Source organism: Streptococcus suis (assembly GCF_002960425.1).
Lineage (GTDB): Bacteria > Bacillota > Bacilli > Lactobacillales > Streptococcaceae > Streptococcus > Streptococcus suis_S.
This window is the reverse complement of record NZ_POIZ01000087.1, coordinates 188,390-209,021: the sequence shown is the minus strand read 5'-3', so window position 1 is coordinate 209,021 and position 20,632 is coordinate 188,390. Positions and strand designations below refer to the sequence as shown.

At 40.4% G+C, this 20,632-nt stretch carries 19 protein-coding genes, 1 tRNA gene, 1 other RNA gene and 2 pseudogenes; 11 read left to right on the top strand and 12 right to left on the bottom strand.

What is annotated here, in order from left to right; all coding sequences use genetic code 11:
- Positions 1 to 208: pseudogene (locus C1G57_RS10655) on the top strand (transposase); the annotation flags it as partial.
- Between the two features lie 115 nt (positions 209 to 323).
- On the opposite strand, the gene C1G57_RS10650 reads toward C1G57_RS10655, so the two are convergent.
- The gene (locus tag C1G57_RS10650; protein WP_105114881.1) at positions 324 to 917 is read right to left on the bottom strand and encodes a TVP38/TMEM64 family protein; all 594 of its coding nucleotides are present in this window, start codon (positions 915 to 917) and stop codon (positions 324 to 326) included.
- A 111-nt stretch (positions 918 to 1,028) separates the two neighbouring features.
- Between C1G57_RS10650 and ssrA the strand changes: the two genes are divergently transcribed.
- From ssrA to add, 3 genes are all read left to right on the top strand, one after another.
- Positions 1,029 to 1,376, top strand: a transfer-messenger RNA (tmRNA) gene (gene ssrA, locus C1G57_RS10645).
- Positions 1,377 to 1,378: 2 nt separating this feature from the next.
- A tRNA-Ser gene (locus C1G57_RS10640) sits at positions 1,379 to 1,466 on the top strand.
- A 150-nt stretch (positions 1,467 to 1,616) separates the two neighbouring features.
- On the top strand, positions 1,617 to 2,624 hold the full coding sequence (gene add / locus C1G57_RS10635; RefSeq protein ID WP_105114874.1) for an adenosine deaminase: 1,008 nt from the start codon (positions 1,617 to 1,619) through the stop codon (positions 2,622 to 2,624).
- 48 nt (positions 2,625 to 2,672) lie between these two features.
- Here the strand turns inward: add and C1G57_RS10630 are convergent, their stop codons facing one another.
- From C1G57_RS10630 to C1G57_RS10620, 3 genes are read right to left on the bottom strand one after another with little or no spacing between them, the layout of a single operon-like run.
- Entirely contained in the window at positions 2,673 to 3,455 is a 783-nt protein-coding gene (locus tag C1G57_RS10630; RefSeq protein WP_105114873.1) for an ABC transporter permease, read from the bottom strand.
- Positions 3,456 to 3,471: 16 nt separating this feature from the next.
- Positions 3,472 to 4,179, bottom strand: coding sequence for an ABC transporter ATP-binding protein (locus tag C1G57_RS10625; RefSeq protein WP_105114872.1), 708 nt, complete (start codon positions 4,177 to 4,179; stop codon positions 3,472 to 3,474).
- The gene (locus C1G57_RS10620; protein WP_044689247.1) at positions 4,172 to 4,546 is read right to left on the bottom strand and encodes a GntR family transcriptional regulator; all 375 of its coding nucleotides are present in this window, start codon (positions 4,544 to 4,546) and stop codon (positions 4,172 to 4,174) included. The genes C1G57_RS10625 and C1G57_RS10620 overlap by 8 nt, the downstream gene beginning before the upstream one ends.
- A gap of 154 nt (positions 4,547 to 4,700) precedes the next feature.
- On the opposite strand from C1G57_RS10620, the gene C1G57_RS10615 reads away from it, so the two are divergent.
- The 4 genes from C1G57_RS10615 (at position 4,701) to C1G57_RS10600 (ending at position 13,048) form a co-directional block, all read left to right on the top strand.
- On the top strand, positions 4,701 to 7,811 hold the full coding sequence (locus tag C1G57_RS10615; RefSeq protein ID WP_105114871.1) for a DNA polymerase III subunit alpha: 3,111 nt from the start codon (positions 4,701 to 4,703) through the stop codon (positions 7,809 to 7,811).
- An 82-nt stretch (positions 7,812 to 7,893) separates the two neighbouring features.
- Positions 7,894 to 8,904 carry a 6-phosphofructokinase gene (gene pfkA, locus C1G57_RS10610; RefSeq protein WP_105114870.1) on the top strand — a complete coding sequence of 337 codons (1,011 nt, stop codon included), beginning with the start codon at positions 7,894 to 7,896 and terminating at the stop codon, positions 8,902 to 8,904.
- Positions 8,905 to 8,967: 63 nt separating this feature from the next.
- Positions 8,968 to 10,473, top strand: a complete 1,506-nt coding sequence (pyk, locus tag C1G57_RS10605; RefSeq protein ID WP_105114869.1) for a pyruvate kinase — start codon at positions 8,968 to 8,970, stop codon at positions 10,471 to 10,473.
- A 133-nt stretch (positions 10,474 to 10,606) separates the two neighbouring features.
- Positions 10,607 to 13,048, top strand: a complete 2,442-nt coding sequence (locus C1G57_RS10600) for an IdeS/Mac family cysteine endopeptidase (protein WP_105114868.1) — start codon at positions 10,607 to 10,609, stop codon at positions 13,046 to 13,048.
- 39 nt (positions 13,049 to 13,087) lie between these two features.
- On the opposite strand, the gene C1G57_RS10595 is transcribed toward C1G57_RS10600, so the two are convergent.
- The 3 genes from C1G57_RS10595 to C1G57_RS10585 form a co-directional block, all read right to left on the bottom strand.
- Entirely contained in the window at positions 13,088 to 14,197 is a 1,110-nt protein-coding gene (locus C1G57_RS10595) for an NAD(P)/FAD-dependent oxidoreductase (RefSeq protein WP_105114867.1), read from the bottom strand.
- A gap of 104 nt (positions 14,198 to 14,301) precedes the next feature.
- Complete coding sequence (locus C1G57_RS10590; protein WP_269088099.1) at positions 14,302 to 14,928, bottom strand: site-specific integrase; 627 nt, start codon at positions 14,926 to 14,928, stop codon at positions 14,302 to 14,304.
- A gap of 89 nt (positions 14,929 to 15,017) precedes the next feature.
- Positions 15,018 to 15,488: an N-terminal phage integrase SAM-like domain-containing protein gene (locus C1G57_RS10585; protein WP_105114865.1), complete on the bottom strand. Its 471-nt coding sequence runs from the start codon at positions 15,486 to 15,488 to the stop codon at positions 15,018 to 15,020.
- Positions 15,489 to 15,641: 153 nt separating this feature from the next.
- Here C1G57_RS10585 and C1G57_RS11170 point away from each other — a divergent pair, with 153 nt between their 5' ends.
- Both C1G57_RS11170 and C1G57_RS10580 read left to right on the top strand, forming a co-directional pair.
- On the top strand, positions 15,642 to 15,809 hold the full coding sequence (locus C1G57_RS11170) for a hypothetical protein (protein ID WP_161941156.1): 168 nt from the start codon (positions 15,642 to 15,644) through the stop codon (positions 15,807 to 15,809).
- Positions 15,793 to 16,332 (top strand): GNAT family N-acetyltransferase, encoded by a 540-nt coding sequence (locus tag C1G57_RS10580; protein ID WP_105114864.1) that lies wholly within the window; start codon positions 15,793 to 15,795, stop codon positions 16,330 to 16,332. The genes C1G57_RS11170 and C1G57_RS10580 overlap by 17 nt, the downstream gene beginning before the upstream one ends.
- Before the next feature lie 102 nt (positions 16,333 to 16,434).
- Here C1G57_RS10580 and C1G57_RS10575 read toward each other — a convergent pair whose 3' ends face one another.
- From C1G57_RS10575 to C1G57_RS11695, 5 genes and pseudogenes are all read right to left on the bottom strand, one after another.
- Positions 16,435 to 17,019 carry an Ltp family lipoprotein gene (locus tag C1G57_RS10575; RefSeq protein WP_105114863.1) on the bottom strand — a complete coding sequence of 195 codons (585 nt, stop codon included), beginning with the start codon at positions 17,017 to 17,019 and terminating at the stop codon, positions 16,435 to 16,437.
- 48 nt (positions 17,020 to 17,067) lie between these two features.
- Positions 17,068 to 17,214, bottom strand: a complete 147-nt coding sequence (locus C1G57_RS10570; protein ID WP_419579766.1) for a hypothetical protein — start codon at positions 17,212 to 17,214, stop codon at positions 17,068 to 17,070.
- A 90-nt stretch (positions 17,215 to 17,304) separates the two neighbouring features.
- Complete coding sequence (locus tag C1G57_RS10565; RefSeq protein ID WP_105114862.1) at positions 17,305 to 17,802, bottom strand: TM2 domain-containing protein; 498 nt, start codon at positions 17,800 to 17,802, stop codon at positions 17,305 to 17,307.
- A gap of 34 nt (positions 17,803 to 17,836) precedes the next feature.
- A pseudogene (locus C1G57_RS10560) lies at positions 17,837 to 18,555 on the bottom strand (S24 family peptidase).
- Positions 18,556 to 18,639: 84 nt separating this feature from the next.
- Complete coding sequence (locus C1G57_RS11695; protein WP_419579765.1) at positions 18,640 to 18,804, bottom strand: plasmid mobilization protein; 165 nt, start codon at positions 18,802 to 18,804, stop codon at positions 18,640 to 18,642.
- 1,202 nt (positions 18,805 to 20,006) lie between these two features.
- On the opposite strand from C1G57_RS11695, the gene C1G57_RS10550 reads away from it, so the two are divergent.
- Positions 20,007 to 20,627: a GDSL-type esterase/lipase family protein gene (locus tag C1G57_RS10550; RefSeq protein WP_105114860.1), complete on the top strand. Its 621-nt coding sequence runs from the start codon at positions 20,007 to 20,009 to the stop codon at positions 20,625 to 20,627.
- Positions 20,628 to 20,632 lie beyond the last annotated feature (5 nt).

Below are 20,632 nucleotides of genomic sequence, written 5' to 3'. Positions count from 1 at the left end.
TTCAAGAACTTAGTCAAAGAGGAATTGACAAGTAAAGAGGGAGCCCGCATTTATGCCAAACGCAAGGTGGATGTCGAACCTGTATTTGGTAGGATGAAGGGTGTTTTTGGCGTGCGCAGAGTCCATGTCAGAGGTCAAAAAGTGGTTGAAACTGAGATAGGATTCCTCCTAATGAGCATGAATCTAACGAAATTGGCTAAGAAATTAGTCCAAGATAATAGAGATAAAAAGAAAAACACAGACAGTACGGCTGGATTTCATCAGAAGCAGCTCAATCTGTCTGTGTTTTTTATTTACTGGCTAGTTTTTGCCCAGCCTCATTTTTATTGTAAGAATTGTTGTAAAAATTGGCTGCCATAAATCCAAAAGAAACTGTAGGCAACGATAGAAAATGGACGACATAGCAGGGTGATGGTGATAAATTTTCGGTAACTCATGCTGGTTAAACCCGTAATCATGACAACAACATCCGCAGGTGAAATCGGCGAGAGCATACAAAGAATGAAGAAAATATCATAACCACGCTTATTGTCAATCTTGCTTTCATACTTGTAGAAGGTTTCTTCGCTCATAAATAGCAAGCAGAACTTTTTGCCATAGCGACGAGCCATCCAGAAGAGAATGATACTGCCGACTGAAATGCCAACATAATTCAGGAAAAAGCCCCACCAAAAATTAAAAACAAGAAAGCCGACAACAGTAGTAACGCCACCTGGAATAATTGGAAAGACAACCTGGACAATCTGAATCGCTAAAAATGATAAACTACCAAAAGCTCCATGTCCCTTGATGAATTCAGTAAGCACATTTTGGTCATTTAAAATACCGATACGATATAACCAAAAAAGAAAAATAAATGTTCCAATAAGTGTAACAATACTTAATACTTGAATTGTTTTTTGCCAAAATTTATACATATCCATATTGTACCATATTTCAAAAATTTTTTAAAATTGTAAGGAAATTGTAAAAAATAGCTTTGCTATTTATGAAAAAATCTGCTATAATAATTCTCGTATCAAACCTAAGGGGTTGTTACGGATTCGACAGGCATTATGAGGCTTGTTCTGCAACCCATCGGCAGATGTAAAAATGCCAGTTAAATATAACTGCAAAAAATACAAACACTTACGCATTAGCAGCTTAATAACCTGCCTGCGTGACCAGTCGCGAATTGCTTGTGTTTGCTGATTGGTCTTAAAATAACAAGCTACGTTGGGATTGAGTTAGGCAGTTCCAAAAGAGATTTTCTAACTCGCTTGGTCTAGGTTTGAGTTATGTATCGAGCCCAAGTTAAAGCAAGACATAACCTATGGTTGTAGACGAATAAGTTAGCAGGTGTTTGGACGTGGGTTCGACTCCCACCAGCTCCATATATGGAAGATTACTCAAGAGGCTCAAGAGGCCGTGTTGGAAACGCGGTAGGCGTGTAACAGCGTGCGTGGGTTCGAATCCCATGTCTTCCGTATGGCAAGAACGATGAAAATCGTTCTTTTTTTCTTGCATAAACGAATAATGGAAAGTTGATAAAGTTCATTTTCTATCAAAAATATCTTGTGTTTTATCTAAAATGTGATATGATAGTTAACAATATACTTACGAAAGAGGGATTGTTAATGTTGAATGTACAAGAATTAGCCAAGACAGAATTGCATTGTCATCTGGATGGCTCCCTGTCCTTGCCAATGATTCGCCAACTTGCTCAAATGGCTGGAATTTCAATTCCAGAAAAGGATGAAGATTTACGTCAGTTGGTCAGTATTGAGGGCAAGGTGGATAGCCTGATAACTTATTTGAAAACCTTTGATTTTGTTCGTCCTCTTTTACAGACCGCTCCAGCCTTGGAACTGGCGGCTTATGACCTGATAGAACAAGCTGCTAAGGATGGTGTTCTTTATATCGAAATCCGCTTTGCTCCCGAATTATCGACTGATCAGGATTTAAGTGTCCTAGATGCGGTGAAAGCGGTCTTGCGAGGAATGAAAAAGGGGCAAAATGACTTTGGTCTTGTAGCTAAACTTTTAGTCTGTGGTCTAAAACAGACTCCTCAAAGTCAGACGAGAGAAATCTTTTCAGCCATTGCAGATTTGGCCCCTCAAGGCCTAGTTGGTTTTGATTTTGCAGGAAACGAGGTAGACTATCCAACAGCAGACCTGGCTGACTTGATTGCATTTACGCAATCTCTAGGCTATCCTATGACTTTTCATGCCGGCGAGTGCGGATGTGTGACAAATGTTGCCCAAGCTCTGGCTTTAGGTATCAAACGGATTGGACACGGAACGGCTCTCAGCGGTCAAGCTGACGCTATTCAGGCTTTTGTCAATAGCGGAGCAACGCTTGAAATGTGCCTGACTTCCAATCTCCAAACCGGAGCAGCCTCTTCCTTAGCAGATTTTCCCTATGACCAACTGGTCAAAGCAGGTGCAAAGATTACGATAAATACAGATAATCGAACCGTTTCAAATACCAATTTGAACAAAGAATATGACCTGTTTGTAAAGCATTTTGGAACAAGCAAAGAAGAATTTTATCAGTTCAACCGAAATGCAATACTAGCTTGCTTTGCTAGTGAAGAAGAAAAGGCTTATTTACTTGACATTCTAGCTAATAACTATCAACTGTAAAAAGAAAGCTCTAGGCCATGTCTGAAATGACAGGCAAAGAGCTTTTTCTTATTGCAAATTCAATTTCTTGGTCATGATAAAGTGTGTACCAAAATAGTAGGCAAAGGCCAGAATGATATTTAGCAAGGCTAAGATAGGACTTGGGTATAATGGTAGAGCTGAATTATAAAGATTCTCTAGGTTGTTGGTATATATGAGAGTACCAAATACACCCACTACAATTGAAATTCCGATATAGGTCAAAATAGCAAACAGTAGTCGGTGGTCTTTGAAGAGTTGCCCAACAGAGATAGAGAAGTAGATAAGCAAAATCCCCATTGTTGACTCAATCAAGGCGTAAAATAGATGTGCAACAAGAACAGACCAGTCTAATTCTTGTATAACAGTTTGCAATTCAGGAATCATAAATTCTTCAGTTCCAAGCATGAGAACAGCCAAAACGATACCGATTGAAAGAATAGTAGTCATTGCAGCTAACAAATACCATACTAATGAGGCTACAAGTTTGCTGAGGATAATTTGATGGCTTGAAACTGGTAAGGTCATAGTTAGGTAGCCTTGACGACCATAAACATTTTTTCTAAAACGATTGATGACCATGAAAAAGGTTGACAAGCCAAGGGCAGCAATAAGGATTCCAAAAGTAAGGAAGGAAGTTCCAAAAAGAACCATTTCAGCACCACCAGGCTCTGTACTTCCTGCTTGTGTCCGTATAGACAGTGCTTGTAACCAAAATCCGAGTATAGCCGATAATGCTAAGGCACCTGCATAAATTCCTAAATACCATTTTCCAACGGATTGAAATTCATATTTGAGTAATTTCTTAAACATATCTATCTCCTTCTAACTAAGCCTTAAAGTCTTGGCGGAAGAGTTCGTCAATAGACTCCCCACTTTCAATACGGAGATCATCGACATTGCTATGGCGAATAACACTGCCATAATGTAGGAAAACAACTTCGTCCAAAATCTGTTCAACATCTGAAATCAAGTGAGTGGAAATGATAACAGAAGCGGTCGGCGAATAATTGTTGACGATGGTTTTTAGAATGTAATCACGAGCAGCAGGGTCAACACCGCCGATTGGCTCATCGAGGACATATAATTGTGCCTGTCGGCTCATAACTAGGATTAGCTGAACTTTTTCCTTGTTCCCTTTTGACAAGTGTTTCATGCGGCTGTTCAAATCAATTCCTAAGTCTTGCAAGAGATGAAGAGCGCGTTCCTTATCAAAGTCCGCATAGAAATCTGTAAAGAATCGAATGGCATCAGATACCTTCATGCTGTCATCCAGATAGGTTGTATCTGGCAAATAAGATACAATGGCCTTGGTTTCAGGTGATGGTGTACGGCCGTTGATAAGGATTTGACCATATTCAGGTTGCAATAGACCGTTGATGAGCTTGATAAGAGTTGTCTTACCTGAACCATTTGGTCCCAAGAGTCCGATAATCTTTCCAGCTGTCAATTTCAAGTTCACATTATTTAGAGCAACAGCTCCACCGTAGGATTTTGAAACCTGTTGCAATTCTACAAGGGTATATGCGTTACTCATAAGATACTCCTTTCAAATAATCATCTAACTGGTGGGTCAATTCATCTTGATTGAAACCTAGATCCAACATGTTTGTCACAAAGTTTTCTAATTCTTTCTGTGCCAAATGCAGACGGGTCTGTGAAATCAATTCCTGATTGTCTGTTACAAAACGTCCCGTGGTGCGGACTGAGTAAACAAATCCTTCTGTCTCCAAATCAGATAGAGCTCGCTGCACCGTGTTCGGATTGACACCAGCTGTTTCAGCTAAGTCACGAACGGTTGGCAATTTATCTCCTGATTTTAGTTGATTGGTCACAATCTGTAATTTGATGGTATTACTGATTTGGATATATATGGGCATATTGTTATCAAATTTCCAAGCCATAACTTTTTCCTTTCTAGGCATTTCTGCCAATACCTATGTCTTAACTTAATAATACAATAAAACATTTAATTTTGCAAGTCTTTTGATTGAATTTCTTTCAAAATATTTTTCGAGATTATTTGTTATAATAGAAGAAATAAATAAGGAGAAGACCATGCTAGCACAACTTGATACTAAAACCGTCTATACCTTTATGGATAGCATGGTGACGATAGAAGATTATGTGAAGAGAGCCAAGTCTTTAGGTTATCAAACCTTGGGGATTATGGATAGGAATAGTCTGTATGCAGCCTACAGTTTTATGGAAACTTGTCAGAAAGCGGGAATACAGCCAGTCATCGGTTGTGAATTGGACTGGCAGCTGGAGGGGCGGGAGCGAGAATTGACAACTCAGTTGATTGCCTTGACCACCAAGGGCTATCGAAATCTCTTGAAAATATCGACTGCAAAAATGACTGGACAGGATAACTTTGAAGCTATTCGCCAGTATTTAGTGGATATCGCTATCATCATTCCCTATTTTTCAGGGATTGAGCAGCTGGATATTGGGCTGGATTATTATGTTGGAGTGACTAGGGATACACCTGTTCAAGATTTTCATGGCCCTATTCTGCCCATCCATACGGTTCGTTTTTTCGAGGAGAACCAGTTGGAGAGTTTGCAGGTTCTTCATGCCATTCGGGATAATGTACCACTCAATCAAGTGGCGGATATAGACAAGCGGCAAATCCTCTTATCGGCGGATAGCCTGACCAGTCTATTTTCCAGTCGCTTTCCTCAGGCGGTAGACAATCTGCGTGACTTGGTAGCAGGTATTTCCTACCAATTAAACACTGACTTGAAGTTACCTCGTTTCAACCGTGAGCGACCTGCGGTGGAAGAATTGCAGGAGAAAGCCTATCAGGGCTTGGAAGAAAAAGGTTTGACAGGAATTGTCTATCAGGAACGCTTGGAAAGAGAGTTGTCCATTATTCATGAGATGGGCTTTGATGATTATTTTCTGATTGTATGGGACCTGCTCCGCTTTGGACGTAGCCAGGGCTACTATATGGGCATGGGACGTGGTTCTGCGGTCGGTAGCTTGGTTGCCTATGCCTTGAATATTACGGGCATTGACCCCGTTAAACACCAGCTGCTCTTTGAACGTTTTTTAAATAGGGAACGTTACACTTTGCCAGATATTGATATTGATATTCCAGATATCCATCGCTCTGACTTTATTCGTTATGTGCGGGATCGCTACCGTTCGACCCACGCTGCCCAGATCGTGACCTATTCGACCTTTGGTGCCAAGCAGGCCATCCGCGATGTTTTCAAACGCTTTGGGACACCTGAGTATGAGTTGACCAATATTACCAAGAAAATCTCATTTAAGGATAATCTTTCATCAGCATATCAACGTAACGCAGCCTTCCGGCAGATTATCAATAGTAAAATCGAGTACCAAAAAGCCTTTGCCATTGCCCAGCAGATCGAGGGACAACCACGTCAGACTTCTATTCATGCAGCCGGTGTGGTCATGAGCGACGAGGATTTGACTGATACCATTCCACTGAAAATGGGTGATGATATGCTGGTGACCCAGTATGATGCCCATGCAGTAGAGGCCAATGGTTTGCTCAAGATGGACTTTCTTGGTCTGCGAAATCTGACATTTGTGCAAAAAATGGCAGAAGGGGTTCGAGAGCGCTACCAGAAAGAAATCGACATTTCTCAAATCGACTTAGAAGATAGAAAAACCTTGGAACTTTTTGCGGCAGGTAAGACCAAGGGGATTTTCCAGTTTGAACAACCGGGTGCCATTAGCCTTCTACAACGGGTTCGCCCAGAGCGTTTTGAGGATGTGGTAGCCACCACCAGTTTGAACCGCCCAGGTGCCAGTGATTACTCGGATAATTTTGTCAAACGCAAACATGGGCAGGAAAGAATTGACCTGCTGGATCCATCCATTGCACCGATTTTGGAAGGGACCTACGGCATCATGCTCTATCAGGAGCAGGTTATGCAGATAGCTCAGGTCTATGCAGGTTTTACATTGGGGAAAGCCGACTTGCTTCGTAGGGCCATGTCCAAGAAAAATGCCCAAGAAATGCAGGCCATGGAAAACGAGTTTCTGGCAGGTGCGCGTGAGCGGGGGCATGAGGAAGGAAAGGCCAGAGAAATTTTTGCCATGATGGCCAAGTTTGCAGGCTACGGTTTCAACCGCAGTCATGCCTATGCCTATTCGGCCCTAGCCTTTCAGATGGCCTACTTTAAGAGCCATTATCCAGATGTCTTCTTTGACGTCATGCTCAATCATTCAAGCAGTGCTTACATCGAGGATGCCTTGCAATTTGACTTTAAAATTGCCAAGTTATCTATCAATACCGTACCCTACTATGATAAGTTTGACAAGGACCAGATTTTTCTAGGCTTAAAAACTTTGAAGGGCCTACCCAAGGATTTTGCCCTCTGGATACTGGACCAACGGCCATACAAGTCTGTGGAAGATTTTGTCTTGAAACTTCCTGACAATTATAAGAAGAAAGAACTCTTGCTCCCTCTTATTCAAATCGGTTTGTTTGATGAGTTTGAAAGCAATAGAAAGAAAATTTTAGAAAACCTAGACAATCTCTTTGTTTTTGCTGAGGCATTTGGGACCTTTTTTGCGGAGGAAAATTATAGCTGGACAGAGGCAGAGGATTTTAGTGAGGCTGAAAAATTCGAATTGGAACAGGACTTGTTGGGAGTTGGTATTAGTCCACATCCCTTGGTCAAAATCTGCCGTGAGTCCAAGCGAGCTCTTACAGACCTAGCTGATCTAATGGTAGCTAGTCGGGTGACCATCCTGGTACAAATTCAATCCATCCGCTTGATTCGGACCAAGAAAACGGGTGAACAGATGGCCTTTCTCCAGGTAACCGATACCAAGAGAAAGCTGGATGTGACGCTCTTTCCAGAAAGCTATCGTCAATTTTCTCAAGACCTGAGAGAAGGGACCATTAGCTATATAACGGGCCGGGTTCAGGAACGGGATGGCCACTTGCAGTTAGTCTTGGAACAGATGGAACCAGTTAGTCTGGAAAAATTTTGGATTTTGTTGGAAAATAAGGAGCATGACCATGCGGTTGCTCGGATTTTGGAAAAATATAAGGGAAACATTCCGGTTATTCTCCATTACCAAGATTCCAATCAGACCATCCGAGCAGAGCATTTTAAGGTTATGAAAACGCCTCAATTAGAGGAAGAGTTAAGAGAATTTGCCATGAAAACGGTTTTTCGGTAAAAAATAGCAAAAAGTCAAGCAAGTTCTGCCTAAGTGTGTTATAATAAGGCAGTTAAATTGAAATGTAAAAGGAGCAAATGAAATGAAGCGTATTGGTGTTTTGACCAGCGGTGGTGACGCCCCTGGTATGAATGCTGCCATCCGTGCAGTTGTTCGCCAAGCAATTTCAGAAGGAATGGAAGTTTATGGTATCAATGAGGGCTACGCTGGTATGGTAGCTGGTGATATTCATCCATTGACTATCCGTTCAGTAGGTGACATCATCTCTCGTGGTGGTACTTTCCTTGGTTCTGCTCGTTACCCAGAATTTGCCAAGTTGGAAGGCCAACTGAAAGGGATTGAGCAGTTGAAAAAACACGGTATTGAAGGTGTTGTTGTTATCGGTGGTGATGGTTCTTACCACGGTGCCATGCGTTTGACAGAGCATGGATTCCCAGCTGTTGGTGTACCTGGTACTATTGATAACGATATCGTTGGTACTGATTTCACAATTGGTTTTGATACTGCTGTTACAACAGCCATGGATGCTATTGATAAAATTCGTGATACATCTTCAAGTCACCGTCGTACTTTTGTTATCGAAGTAATGGGTCGTCATGCAGGTGATATCGCTCTCTGGTCAGGTATCGCTGCTGGTGCGGATGTCATTGTTGTTCCTGAGGAAGACTTTGACATTAAAGATGTTGTTGCTAAAATCAAACAAGGTTACGAAACTGGTAAGAAACACAGCATCATTGTCTTGGCTGAAGGTGTGATGCCAGCTGCCCAATTCGCGGCAGAATTGAAAGCTGCAGGTGATGTGAGCGATCTTCGTGTAACGGAACTTGGACACATCCAACGTGGTGGTTCACCAACTGCGCGTGACCGTGTCCTTGCTTCACGCATGGGTGCTCACGCTGTTAAATTGCTCAAAGAAGGACGCGGTGGTCTTGCTGTAGGTATTCGTAATGAGCAAATGGTTGAAAACCCAATCCTTGGTACAGCTGAAGAAGGAGCTTTGTTCAGCTTGACAGAAGATGGTAAGATCATTGTCAACAACCCACACAAGGCTGACTTGGGTCTTGCTACCTTGAACAGAGAAATCTCGTTCTAATTTCTGAATACATTTGTTAACTAGGGTCATAAGACCAGTATATTTAAAAGGAGTTTTTGTTAGATGAATAAACGTGTAAAAATCGTTGCAACCCTTGGTCCTGCGGTAGAAATCCGTGGCGGTAAAAAATTCGGTGAAGATGGTTACTGGGGTGAAAAACTAGATGTTGAAGCTTCAGCAAAAAATATTGCCCAATTGATTACTGAAGGTGCTAACGTATTCCGTTTCAACTTCTCACATGGTGACCACCAAGAGCAAGGTGATCGTATGGCGACTGTACGTCGTGCAGAAGAAATCGCTGGTAAAAAAGTTGGTTTCTTGTTGGATACAAAAGGTCCAGAAATCCGTACAGAATTGTTTGAAGGTGAAGCTAAAGAGTTTGCTTACACAACTGGTGAGCAAATCCGTGTTGCAACTAAGCAAGGTATCAAGTCAACTCGCGAAGTAATCGCTTTGAACGTTGCTGGTGGCTTGGATGTCTTTGATGATGTTGAAGTTGGTAAACAAGTTCTTGTTGACGATGGTAAGCTTGGCTTGACTGTTGTTGAAAAAGATGCTGAAAAACGTGAATTTGTAGTAGTTGTTGAAAACGACGGCGTTATTGCTAAACAAAAAGGTGTAAACATCCCTTACACTAAAATTCCTTTCCCAGCGCTTGCAGATCGTGATAACGCTGACATCCGTTTCGGTTTGGAGCAAGGTTTGAACTTTATCGCTATTTCATTCGTTCGTTCTGCAAAAGACGTAGAAGAAGTGCGTAACATCCTTAAAGAAACAGGTAATGAGCACGTTCAACTCTTCTCAAAAATCGAAAACCAACAAGGTATCGACAACATTGATGAAATCATTGAAGCTTCAGATGGTATCATGATTGCTCGTGGTGACATGGGTATCGAAGTTCCATTTGAAATGGTTCCAGTTTATCAAAAAATGATCATCACGAAAGTGAATGCGGCTGGTAAAGCAGTGATCACAGCGACAAACATGTTGGAAACAATGACTGAAAAACCACGTGCAACTCGTTCAGAAGTTTCAGACGTCTTTAACGCTGTTATCGACGGTACTGATGCTACAATGCTTTCTGGTGAGTCTGCAAACGGTAAATACCCAGTTGAGTCTGTTCGTACAATGGCAGCAATCGCTAAGAATGCACAAACTCTTTTGAACGAATACGGTCGTTTGAATTCAGATAACTTCAATCGTGCTTCTAAGACAGAGGTTGTTGCATCAGCAGTTAAGGATGCTTGCCACTCAATGAATATCAAGTTGGTTGTAACAGTTACTGAAACTGGTTATTCAGCACGTGCTATCTCTAAATACCGTCCAGATTCAGACATCTTGGCTGTAACCTTCACTGAAAAAGTTCAAAAATCAATGATGTTGAACTGGGGTGTCATTCCAGTTGTGACTGAGAAACCAGCTTCTACAGATGATATGTTTGACTTGGCTGAGCGTGTTGCTAAAGAGCAAGGTTTGGTTGAAGCAGGCGATGATATTGTTATCGTTGCAGGTGTTCCAGTAGGTGTTGCTGGTTCAACAAACACTATGCGTATCCGCACTGTAAAATAATGTATAAAGAAAAAGCCTATTCTATCAAGCTCCTTAGCTTGAATGATAGGCTTTTTTAATATATGGTATGATTTTGCAAAATTCAAATTGTATTGATATAATATAAGGTGAATAAGTTGAAAGAGATGGACATATGGGCATTCACATTCGTTTTTCGTTGAGAAAACTAGCAGTTGGTTTAGTTCCAGTAGCTTTTCTTTTTCTTACCAATCAATTTACTCTATCTGCCAAGGCAGAAATGATTTCTGCTTTGGAAGGAGAAGCTGTCCAGGTGGAGGAAGGCTTGGTTCCACATGTGATTGAAATCATAGAGGAGGCAGAAGAAGAGCAAGAGAATGATGGCGCGCTTACAGATCTGAATATTGTAGTAGGAAGTGACAACCTAGCTCAAGCTAGTGAGAATGAAATAGCCCCTTCTGAGCAGGAAAATGAGTTGCTTGAACCGAATGTTGAACAGCTTTTAGATCCTACAAGTATCGAAATCCGTGCAGACTTGGAAACGATGGCCATCCCTGAGTACGAAGATAGTAGCCTCCCTTCTAATCTACCAGTAGCAGTCCAGAAAGATGTGGTTGAACAGCCTATCAGTCTTTATACTAGCGAAGATGGTCAGTACAGAGAAATTATTTGGGCACAAGGTATAACGCCTCCTAGCATGGGGCAAGGCGGTGATTTTAAAAAAGAAGTAACGGGAGAATTCATTGAGTATACCATGCCTTATGAAGCCGGAAAGGGTTATTATGATGCAAATAAGAGCTTGGATGCTTCCTTAGAAGATTTGAACTTGTGTTTTGCTGCTGTTTCTTCTAATATGTTGCATTGGTGGTTGGAACAGAATGGTCCTTATGTTCAGCGTTTCATTGAGGAAAAATATAGTTCAGCAGAAAATCAGCAAGATTATCCTTTGACGGATGTACGACGCTATCCAAATTCTTTTGAAGACCAACAAAATAGCCGTATTTTTAACCTTTTCAAGACCTACTATGGGCACCGCTTGAATGGCTTTGTGTCTGATGCTTTGGTGGACTTATTTATCAATGGCTATTCCCCTAAAAATCATGGAGGGGTCAATTTAGAAAATCCAGATTTAGTGCCAGATAAACGGGGTGGTTTTTTCCATGAGGTCTTTCACGAGAAAAAGCTGACTGACCGAATGTTTAGTGGAGATTACCGCTATTTTGGGAATTTGGTTCGAACCAACTTAGAAAATCAAAGCTTGCTTGGCCTGTCCTATAGAACCTTTGGGACGACTACTCATATTGTAACGGTATGGGGAGCAGAGTATGATGATAAAGGGCAAATTCGTGCGGTTTACATTACGGATTCTGATGATCAGCATGGTCCCATTGGCTTGAAACGAATGGGTATTACTCAGGATACTTCTGGAAATCCTCGTCTGAATAATAATGTTGTCAGAAATTCTTTTGGTTCACACTTGGACTACGTTCATACCATCAATCTTGGTAGGAAGCACTGGGAAACTTATTTCAATGGATTGGAAGATGAAAAACAGACTGCCAGACAGAAGCTTTCTGAAGCTAAATTAGTCTTACACCAAGCTATTCGTGATCAAGAGGGTTTTTCGGAGAAGGAAGAAAGGTCTTATCTTGCCCTAATTGAAGAAAAATATTTTGAAGGTTTGAAGCAAATCAATCAAGTTAGGGACAAGCAGGTTTTGACTGAAGTCCTGCAGTCCGCTCTGCAAAGTTTACGGATTCCCATGAAATCTGTTGGGCAAGCTCTAGCTTACGATAGACCGTTTGAGAATCTTATTGTTCATGGAAACTCAGTTCGACACGAATTGCCCTCAGGTCATCTATCTATTCATGGTGATTCAGTTAAATATGACTTACCCTTAGGTCATCTATCTATTCATGGTGATTCAGTTCGACATGATTTGCCTTTAGGTCATCTATCCATTCATGGTGATTCAGTTCGACATGATTTGCCTTTAGGGCATCTATCCATTCATGGTGATTCAGTTAGATATGATTTGCCCTTAGGTCATCTATCTATTCATGGTGACTCAGTTAAATATGACTTGCCTTTAGCTCATCTATTCATTCATGGTGATTCAGTTCGACATGATTTTCAAGTAGGATACATTTCAATTTTTAGCAGTACTATCAAAGAGAAAGATACAAAAATAGAAAATGTAAGTGAATCAAGGAATAGGATGGCGGAGACAGTTCATGTGATAACTAGTGTTAATGATAATGAATTTCCTTCTCTTCAGTTAAAACATTTAAATCATTTGGAAACAGCCTCTCAAGAATCTACTAGATTCGAACTTATAAATTATAGCAGGCATTTCGTAAGCCATGATGAGATGATTTTCAAAAATGAAACAGTAGATGGACAACAAGATGCTAGCCTTGCTAAAATTGGAAGTACACTGTCCCAACAACAAGATACATCTACACAGGAAAAACTAGTAAAAGTAATGATAGACTCAAAAGATGAAATGGAGAGTAGCCATGTTTCCTTGCCTTATTTGGCTGTTTTTGCTCTCTTAGTGACGGGCTTAATGAGTTACTGGTTATTGGCTTCATCATTTTTAAAAAGGAAACAGTAAATAAAAAGGCTGCTCAGAATGAGTGGCCTTTTAGCTATATTATAGTTTTTGTATATAGTTATTAGGTGAATAGGCTGTACGGTCGAAACTGGTTTCCTTCCCTAAAATTTCTTGAGCGATTTGCCAGCCGATGAATGGACCATTTGTCAAACCAGAGGAGCCTAGACCGCTAGCAACCCAAACATTCTTCATGTCTCCGATATTGCCATAAAAGGGTGCATAGTTTGAAGTGTAGGCACGGGTTCCGATCCGTGTTCTGGCAACGGAATAGTTGGCTAGGTCTGGCATAAATTCAGCAGCCTTATCTTGCATAGCTTGGACTTTTTCCGGGTCAAGTGTCAGGTCATAACCCATATCATCCTCGTGTGTAGCTCCAACAATGATTTTACCATTTTCAAAAGGCAAGATGTCAATTTGCCCATAGGGCATACAGACTGGCCAGTTATTAGTGTCGTATTGGGTGTCTAATTCCAACAATTGTCCTTTTTGTGGTCGGACGTCCACCTGATAACCAAGAGGTTCTAGGATATGTGGTAGCCAGGCACCTGTAGCCAGGATGATGTGGTCGGCTGTCAGCTCTTGTCCATCTAGTTGGATAGTGTGAGCGTCTAGCAGTTTTGCTTGTCCTTGTAGACGCGCTCCGCCATTTTTCAAAACTTCTTCTTGCAAAATGTCAATCAAACGCCCACCATCGATACGGCCGCCTCCTTCTAAATGAATGCCGTAAAAGTCTGGTTTGAGCGGTGGGAGATAATCGCTGATTTCTTCGCCTTGCAAGCTTGTAATTTGACCAATGGTTGGAGTGTCAACTCGGCGGTCTTCCGCAATCTTTTGGATTTTTTCTAGCAATTCTGGCTTGCTCTTCAAGCCGATTGTTCCAGTTTGCTTGAAAGGAATATCCTTGGCTCCAGTAGCCTCTAAATCTGCGACTAATTTGCGATAGAAGACTGCGCCTTCGGAAGTCAGTTTATACCAATCTTTATTTTTCTTTTGAGCCATCCAAGGGCAGATAATCCCAGCAGCAGCACGGGTAGCGGTGCCGACACCGTGGTCAATGAGGGTGAGGTTGATAGTTTCATCTTGGGAGAGGTAGAAGGCGGCTGTTGAGCCGACAATCCCTCCGCCTATAATCATCACGTTTTTTTTCATATGTTCATTATATCACAAATGTGAAATGTATACTTCAAAAATAGCTCTATTAAGGCATTCTTGCTTGTTAAAAAAACGTTTTTAAAAAAATACTACCCTTTTAACTACCCCAATTTTAGCAAAGCCATCCTCTGTTCAAATACAGAAGCTGTCTCTTTTAAGCTTTCTTCGGATAAATGAGCATATATATTCATAGTCATTTCTAGCTTTGCATGACCTAATCTGTGTTGAAGTTGTTTGTATTGAACCCCTGCATTCAACAATAAGCTGGCATGAGTGTGTCTGAAAGCATGGTATCCAGCTTGCTCTACACCAACCGTTTCCAAAAAGGCATAGAGCATTCGTCTGATTGTTTGTCTATTTGGGTATTTTTTTGTAATTGTGGAAAATACCGTCTTTTCTCTTTTACCAAACTTCATAGCCTCTTTTTGTTGCTCTTTTTTGAATGTGGTAAGCATAGCGGTCGTCGAATTATCAATGTCGATAATGCGATTGCTGGCTTTGGTTTTGGGGGAGTTCACTTCTCCCTTGTTATTCAATGTCTTAGTGACGGCGATTGTCTTTTCTTTGAAATCAATATCTGTCCACTCCAGGGCACAAGCTTCACTGATTCGCAGTCCTGTGGCTAGCAAGAGTTTGATAAGGGTGTTCATGAATTTTTCAGTGTAGTTGCTGTTATGTTCATCTAGGTAGGCTAGAATTTTTCTTAGTTCGTCATCTGTGAAGTACAGTTTTTTATTGCTTTCCAGTTTTGGAATTGGTGGAACTTCGACAGCGGTGGCAGGATTTTCTTGAATGAGATTTAGTTTAACTGCGTACGTCAGTATTTTTTAATGTATGAGAAGATGATAGCGTAATTTTGATAGACTCCATTCTTCTTGTTGTTGCTGAATTGTTTTTGGTGGGATTTTATCGCCCATTGGTTGACGGTGGTTTGGAGTAAAAGTGTGGTAATGTTGTCTAGTTTTAAATTTCCTAGGGTGGGTAGTATGTAATTTTTCTTGATATTGTTAAAGACTAGGATGGTATTTTCTTTCTTACCGAGTTTGTAGGTGTCAAACCACATATCGAGGAGTTCGTGGAAGTAGGTTATCTTGACTTCTTGATAAACTGTTCCGCCTTTTTGTTCAAATTCAGCTTGTTTTTGTCTGGCTTTTAATTGCACCTCTTTCTTTGTTCGTGCGGTGATAGTGGTGCGGACTTTTTTACCTGTAACACTATCAACTCCAAGGTATAGGCTGGTTTGGTAGACAGTCTGACCGTTTTTCTTTGTTTTTTGTTTTATATTCATTTTATGCTCCTTTTGTGTATTCGACAGGCAAGATGAATGTACAAAAGTTTATGTTTTGATAAAATGAACGCATTATGTGATTTTAAAATGTTCTTAACATTTATTGACTTTTCTACCAAAATGTTAGATAATGATAGAAAAGGAGGGGTAATTATGGCAGTACTTACTAGAACGACTGAAATTATCATACGTGACGAAGAGAAGTTGATCGCGTTACTTTCTGCTAAACCTAATCCATCAAAAGAGGCTTTTGAAAGGGTGCAGAAAGCTAAGTCTCATCCACTTTTTAAAGGAACGGATTTAAGTGATACAATTAATTGATTATAGATTTTGGGGAGGAGATTTATTGAATGCCTCCTCGCTTTTTAATTGTGGCAATGTTGAAATCAATCGCTATTTAATAAAAAGGTTGAATGATAAAAACACTGAGAAGACAGAGAGATTGTTGTTAATCGCTGATAATAACCGTATTTATGGTTTCATCTCATTAGGTTTAGATGAATTGAGTACTTCATTCTTTAAAGAAAGAAATTACACAGTGCTTGTTGTGAACGCAATCGGGATTGACCGAAATTATCAAAATCGAGGGTATGGGACTCAGTTATTATTAACCGCTTTTCAAATGGCTCTAACTATCCATCAATCTGTCCCAATTGGTGGTCTTTATCTTGTTGCATTAGTTGATGCCTTTGACTTTTATAGAAAATTCGATTTAATGAATTTAAATGCCCCTCCAGAAATGGTTCCTGGGCAAGAAGAGTTCCAAATGGTTATAAACATCGAGCAAATTCAATCTTTCGGTCTCCAAGCTTATTCTGACCCTTTACATTTGTCGCATACATGATATAATTAGAATACGCAAAAGGTTCTGCTGAATAGCTAGCCTTTGCTTATTAGTTTACCCTACACTCAAGCTTGCCGGCGGAGAGTGTAGGGATTTTTTGTTTTATTTCAAATTTGCGATTGCGTAGTCAGCTTCTTCGGCAGTGAATTTTTCTCCGTATTCTGAAATAAGTTGTTCGCGGATAGCTTCTGGAGACATTGACATTTCTTTTTGGTAACTTTCAGCTTTCTTCAAAGCATTATTGTTATAGTCAGCTTTGAGATTATCGATTGCGTATTGCGCCTCTTCGGCGGTGAATTTTTCTCCATGTTCTGATGTTAACTGGTCGAAAATGCCTTGTTTTGACATGTACATATTTTTCGAATATTCTTCCGCTTTTACTAAGGCGTTATTATTGTAGTCTGCTTTGAGATTATCCACGGCATATTGCGCAGCTTCTGCAGTAAATTTGTCACCGTACTCGGAAGTCAATTGATCAAAAATACCTTGTTTTGACATGTACATCATTGTTGAGTATCTTTCGGCACTTTTTAGAGCGCTTTTATACTCTGTCGGTGTGTTATCTTGAACAGTAGTACTCTCTGATGTCGCTGACGAAGAACTCGTTGCACTTTCAGATGATGAAGAGCAAGCTGCTAAAGTAGCAACTGATAACAAAAGTAAGCTAGAATATAGAAACTTTTTCATAAAACAAACTCTTGCCCGTTTTTCGTGCGGTGGGCGTGCACGTATTTTTTAATTGACTAAATTATTAAACTCCTCAATCACCATAGTCTCATTGACCGTGGTTTTTAAGTCGTATTTTTCCATAAAGCGAACGTAATTAAATTCTCTGACATCGTCCATCAAGGCCAATTCTTCTTTGACCAAGTAATGGATCATATCCCTATCCGCTTGTAATTCATACTGTTCACGTCTTCGGTCATATTGTGCCGGGTCGTGATCTTTGTCTATCCTGATGTCGTTTTCTTTTTACACCAAGATGTTTCCGTTCGCGTCAGCTGTTTTAAAGATAGCAACAAAACCATCTATCCAACCAAGGATAATTGAAACACCTATCAAAGATAGTGCTAGATACAAAAAACCTTTGCTGGTTTTCCCGGCATAGAATTGGTGTGCACCAAAAGCTCCGAAGAAGAAAGCGAGAAGTACATACACCAATTTATTGACACGCTTACCGAGTAGGTAGTCCAAGTTAGTAGTAGAAGCCGAAGCGATGGCAGTATTTACATTCTGGCTACTATTTGTGCTATTATTCTCGTTTACGATGTTTATATTTATTTTATCATCCGATTTTTCCTTGAATTCAACTTTATTGATAATGTATTCATTTTCAAGTTTATGTACCTCCACGACATCTCCAACTTGTGGAACAAAATTAAAATCAGCTGGAATTAATTTCAAATATTCTTCTGTTTGGTCATCGAAGATAACAACATCTGTACCTGTAGCTTTGATAATTTTTTTCATTTATGTTTCTCCTATTTGTTTATAAATTATTTTTTCACTTCTCCCTATACACATCCACCACTTCGCCGATGGTACGCATGTCTTCGGTGAAGGGGATATTGTCATAGTCCGGGTTAAGCGACTCTAGGTAGTCGCTTTTTAGTTTCTTGACGTAGTTTTCGCCGTCCACTTGGAAAATTCCGATTTTGTTTAGGTCGACTTGGTCCTTTAATTTGATAAAAAGGAAGTCGCCGTTTTTGATTTTGGGTTCCATGGAGTGGCCAACGACAACTGCGACGGTGTCGTACTTGCTTTCGTCCGGGATGTCGTCTGCGTAGAAGTCAACCATGGTATCGTAGTCATCTTCCTGCCAGTAGCCTGTACCTGCGGATACCTTGCCTGGTACGGGTAGGCTGATACGCTTCCTAGCGTCGTATTCTGCACGTTTTTCTGATATGTCGCTTTCCCTTGTTCTTCAGCTAGAAGTGTCTCAGAGGTCGCTAGGAGCTTATTCTTGCGTGTGTCGTTTAATTTGTCATAGTTAGATAACAGAATAGTCTTACGTGGGTCGAAGTTGGGAAGAGGGATGGAAGAAGAAGGGATTGTGGATTTTTCTTCAATCAAATCCGATTTATTAATTCCAAAATAATTTGCAAGTAATTCGATTTTCCCAATTCGTGGGTATGTAATACCTTTTATCCAGTCTCGTACAGTTGTATACTTTAAATCTAAATCAGAACAGAGTTGGTTTCTATCAACCCCTTTTTTGTCCATATACCTTGCTAGTACCTTGGTATTAGTATGGTGGATGGGACTTGGTACGGTTCGAGGGTCGAAGTTTGAGCCGTTCAAGTCTTTTTATTTTTCTATTTTCGAAACTATCCAATCCGCTACGGTCATACCGCTATCGTGTGCCGATTGTTTTATTTGGTTTCTTTCTTCCTCTGTTACTCGTATATTGAGTAACTTGTTTCTTTCCCTGCCTGTCGCTGGTCGTCCTCTTGGGCGTTTCGTTTCTTGCATTTTTCTGCTCCTTATGTTATACTTATGCCAAGGGTTGAGGCTGAGAGTTTTCTCAACCTCTGAGGAATTAGAAGAAGGTTTTGACGATTTCAAGAACTATTTGATTCAGTCCAGCGATGGCAGTCGCTAGCTTGATAAGTTCTAAAACGTCAAGCCTTTTCTTTTTGGCACGTCTTGCCATTTCCTCACCCCCTTTCTACCCATGGCATCGCTCAGGGGGATTTGTTTTGTAAGCTCCTGAACTAGCTTACGGGATTATTATAAGGCATAGCCGTTTATTTTGTCAAGCGTTTTTGTGCAATTTTTTTAAAAATTTTTTTCAATCGCTCAGAAACCGCATAAGGTCAGGGGTTTGGTTGTATATCATGTGTACCTGTCTTCTTGCATTTTGGTACCTCCTTTGTTATAGTATTATCAGGAAAGAGGTAAGGCAATCACTTGACCACCTTACCGAGGAAATTAGCAGAAGAGTTGAACCAACTCTACAACGACGTCAATCGTTAGATTGATTAGTTTAGAGCGTTTCAGCTCTTTTTCTTTTTGAAATATTTTTTACACTCATAACAGTATTAAAAACAAGCGTCAAACTTATCTGATTTTTTTTGGGATAAGTTTATTTTTTTCGCTTAAATGATAGAAAGTTCGTCAGGTTGACGCAATAAATCGCATAATAGCAAGCATTTGAGCTGTTTTTTATGTTATTATGTCAATTTTGTCGTAAACCAAAATAACGCTATCAAACAATAATGGGATCTGGTGGGTGATAAAATTCGCAAATACCCCCAACTTTTTCAAACGGGAGTGGGTTTGTTCGTGATTAAACAACGCCGCCCTCTTCCGTGCAAAAAATTCCCTTTTTGAAATTTTTGAAGGTGTCAAAATCCTGTAAATATATGTGCAAATTCTAAAAAACAAAAATAAAAAACCATAGATATATGGTCTGAATTTTATAAACTTATCTTGCCTGTCGAATAAAAATTTACTACCCTTTTTGTGAATTTTACTACCCCTAGACCGCTTTAGAACGGTGTAGAACGGTATTGCAGAATCGTTGAAAATGTTGATTTGATAAGGTTTCTGCCTTAAAACTTGATAAAGCAATACTAGCTGAATATAGATGTTCATTATATCACAAATTCATGGGTTTATTTATTTTTTTCAAGATGGTACAATAGATAAATAAGAAAAACAGAGGAGTTCACGTGTCAGATATTATGTATCCAGAGGTCCTGACAGTCGGAAGTGGGGCCATAAAAGTTGCAACAGTTGGCGATAGCCTGACCTACGGTTACGGTCTGGAGAACCGTGAAAAAGATGCCTATCCCTGCATTTTAGCAGAGAAGCTGGGGCATCTTTATCAGGTGTCCAATTTCGGCTTAAGCGGTCGTTCGCTTCAGTCGACGTCGGATTATCCCTATTTTAAAGAGAAAAATGCCCAGTTGTCCCTTGAGAGTGAGGCGGACATTGTCATTATCATGATTGGTAGCAATGACAGTCGTGGTCCATACTGGAATAAGGATCGATTTATTAGCGAATATAGAGAAATGGCAGAGCGGTACTTGAGTTTACCCAGCCAGCCCGATGTCTATCTAGTCATTCCACCTTTCGTGCCAACCAGTCGCTTCGGGCTTAATAATCAGATTATCGAAGACGAATTGCAAACCATTATTGCAGCAATTGGTCAGGAATTGGATGTGCCAGTTATCAACCTCTATCCCTTAACCAAGGGGCATTTGGAATATTATAGCGATGGCTTGCACTTGACACCTCTTGGAAATCAAGTCATTGCAGAGGAAATATACCATCATCTTATCAATGGATAGCCTGA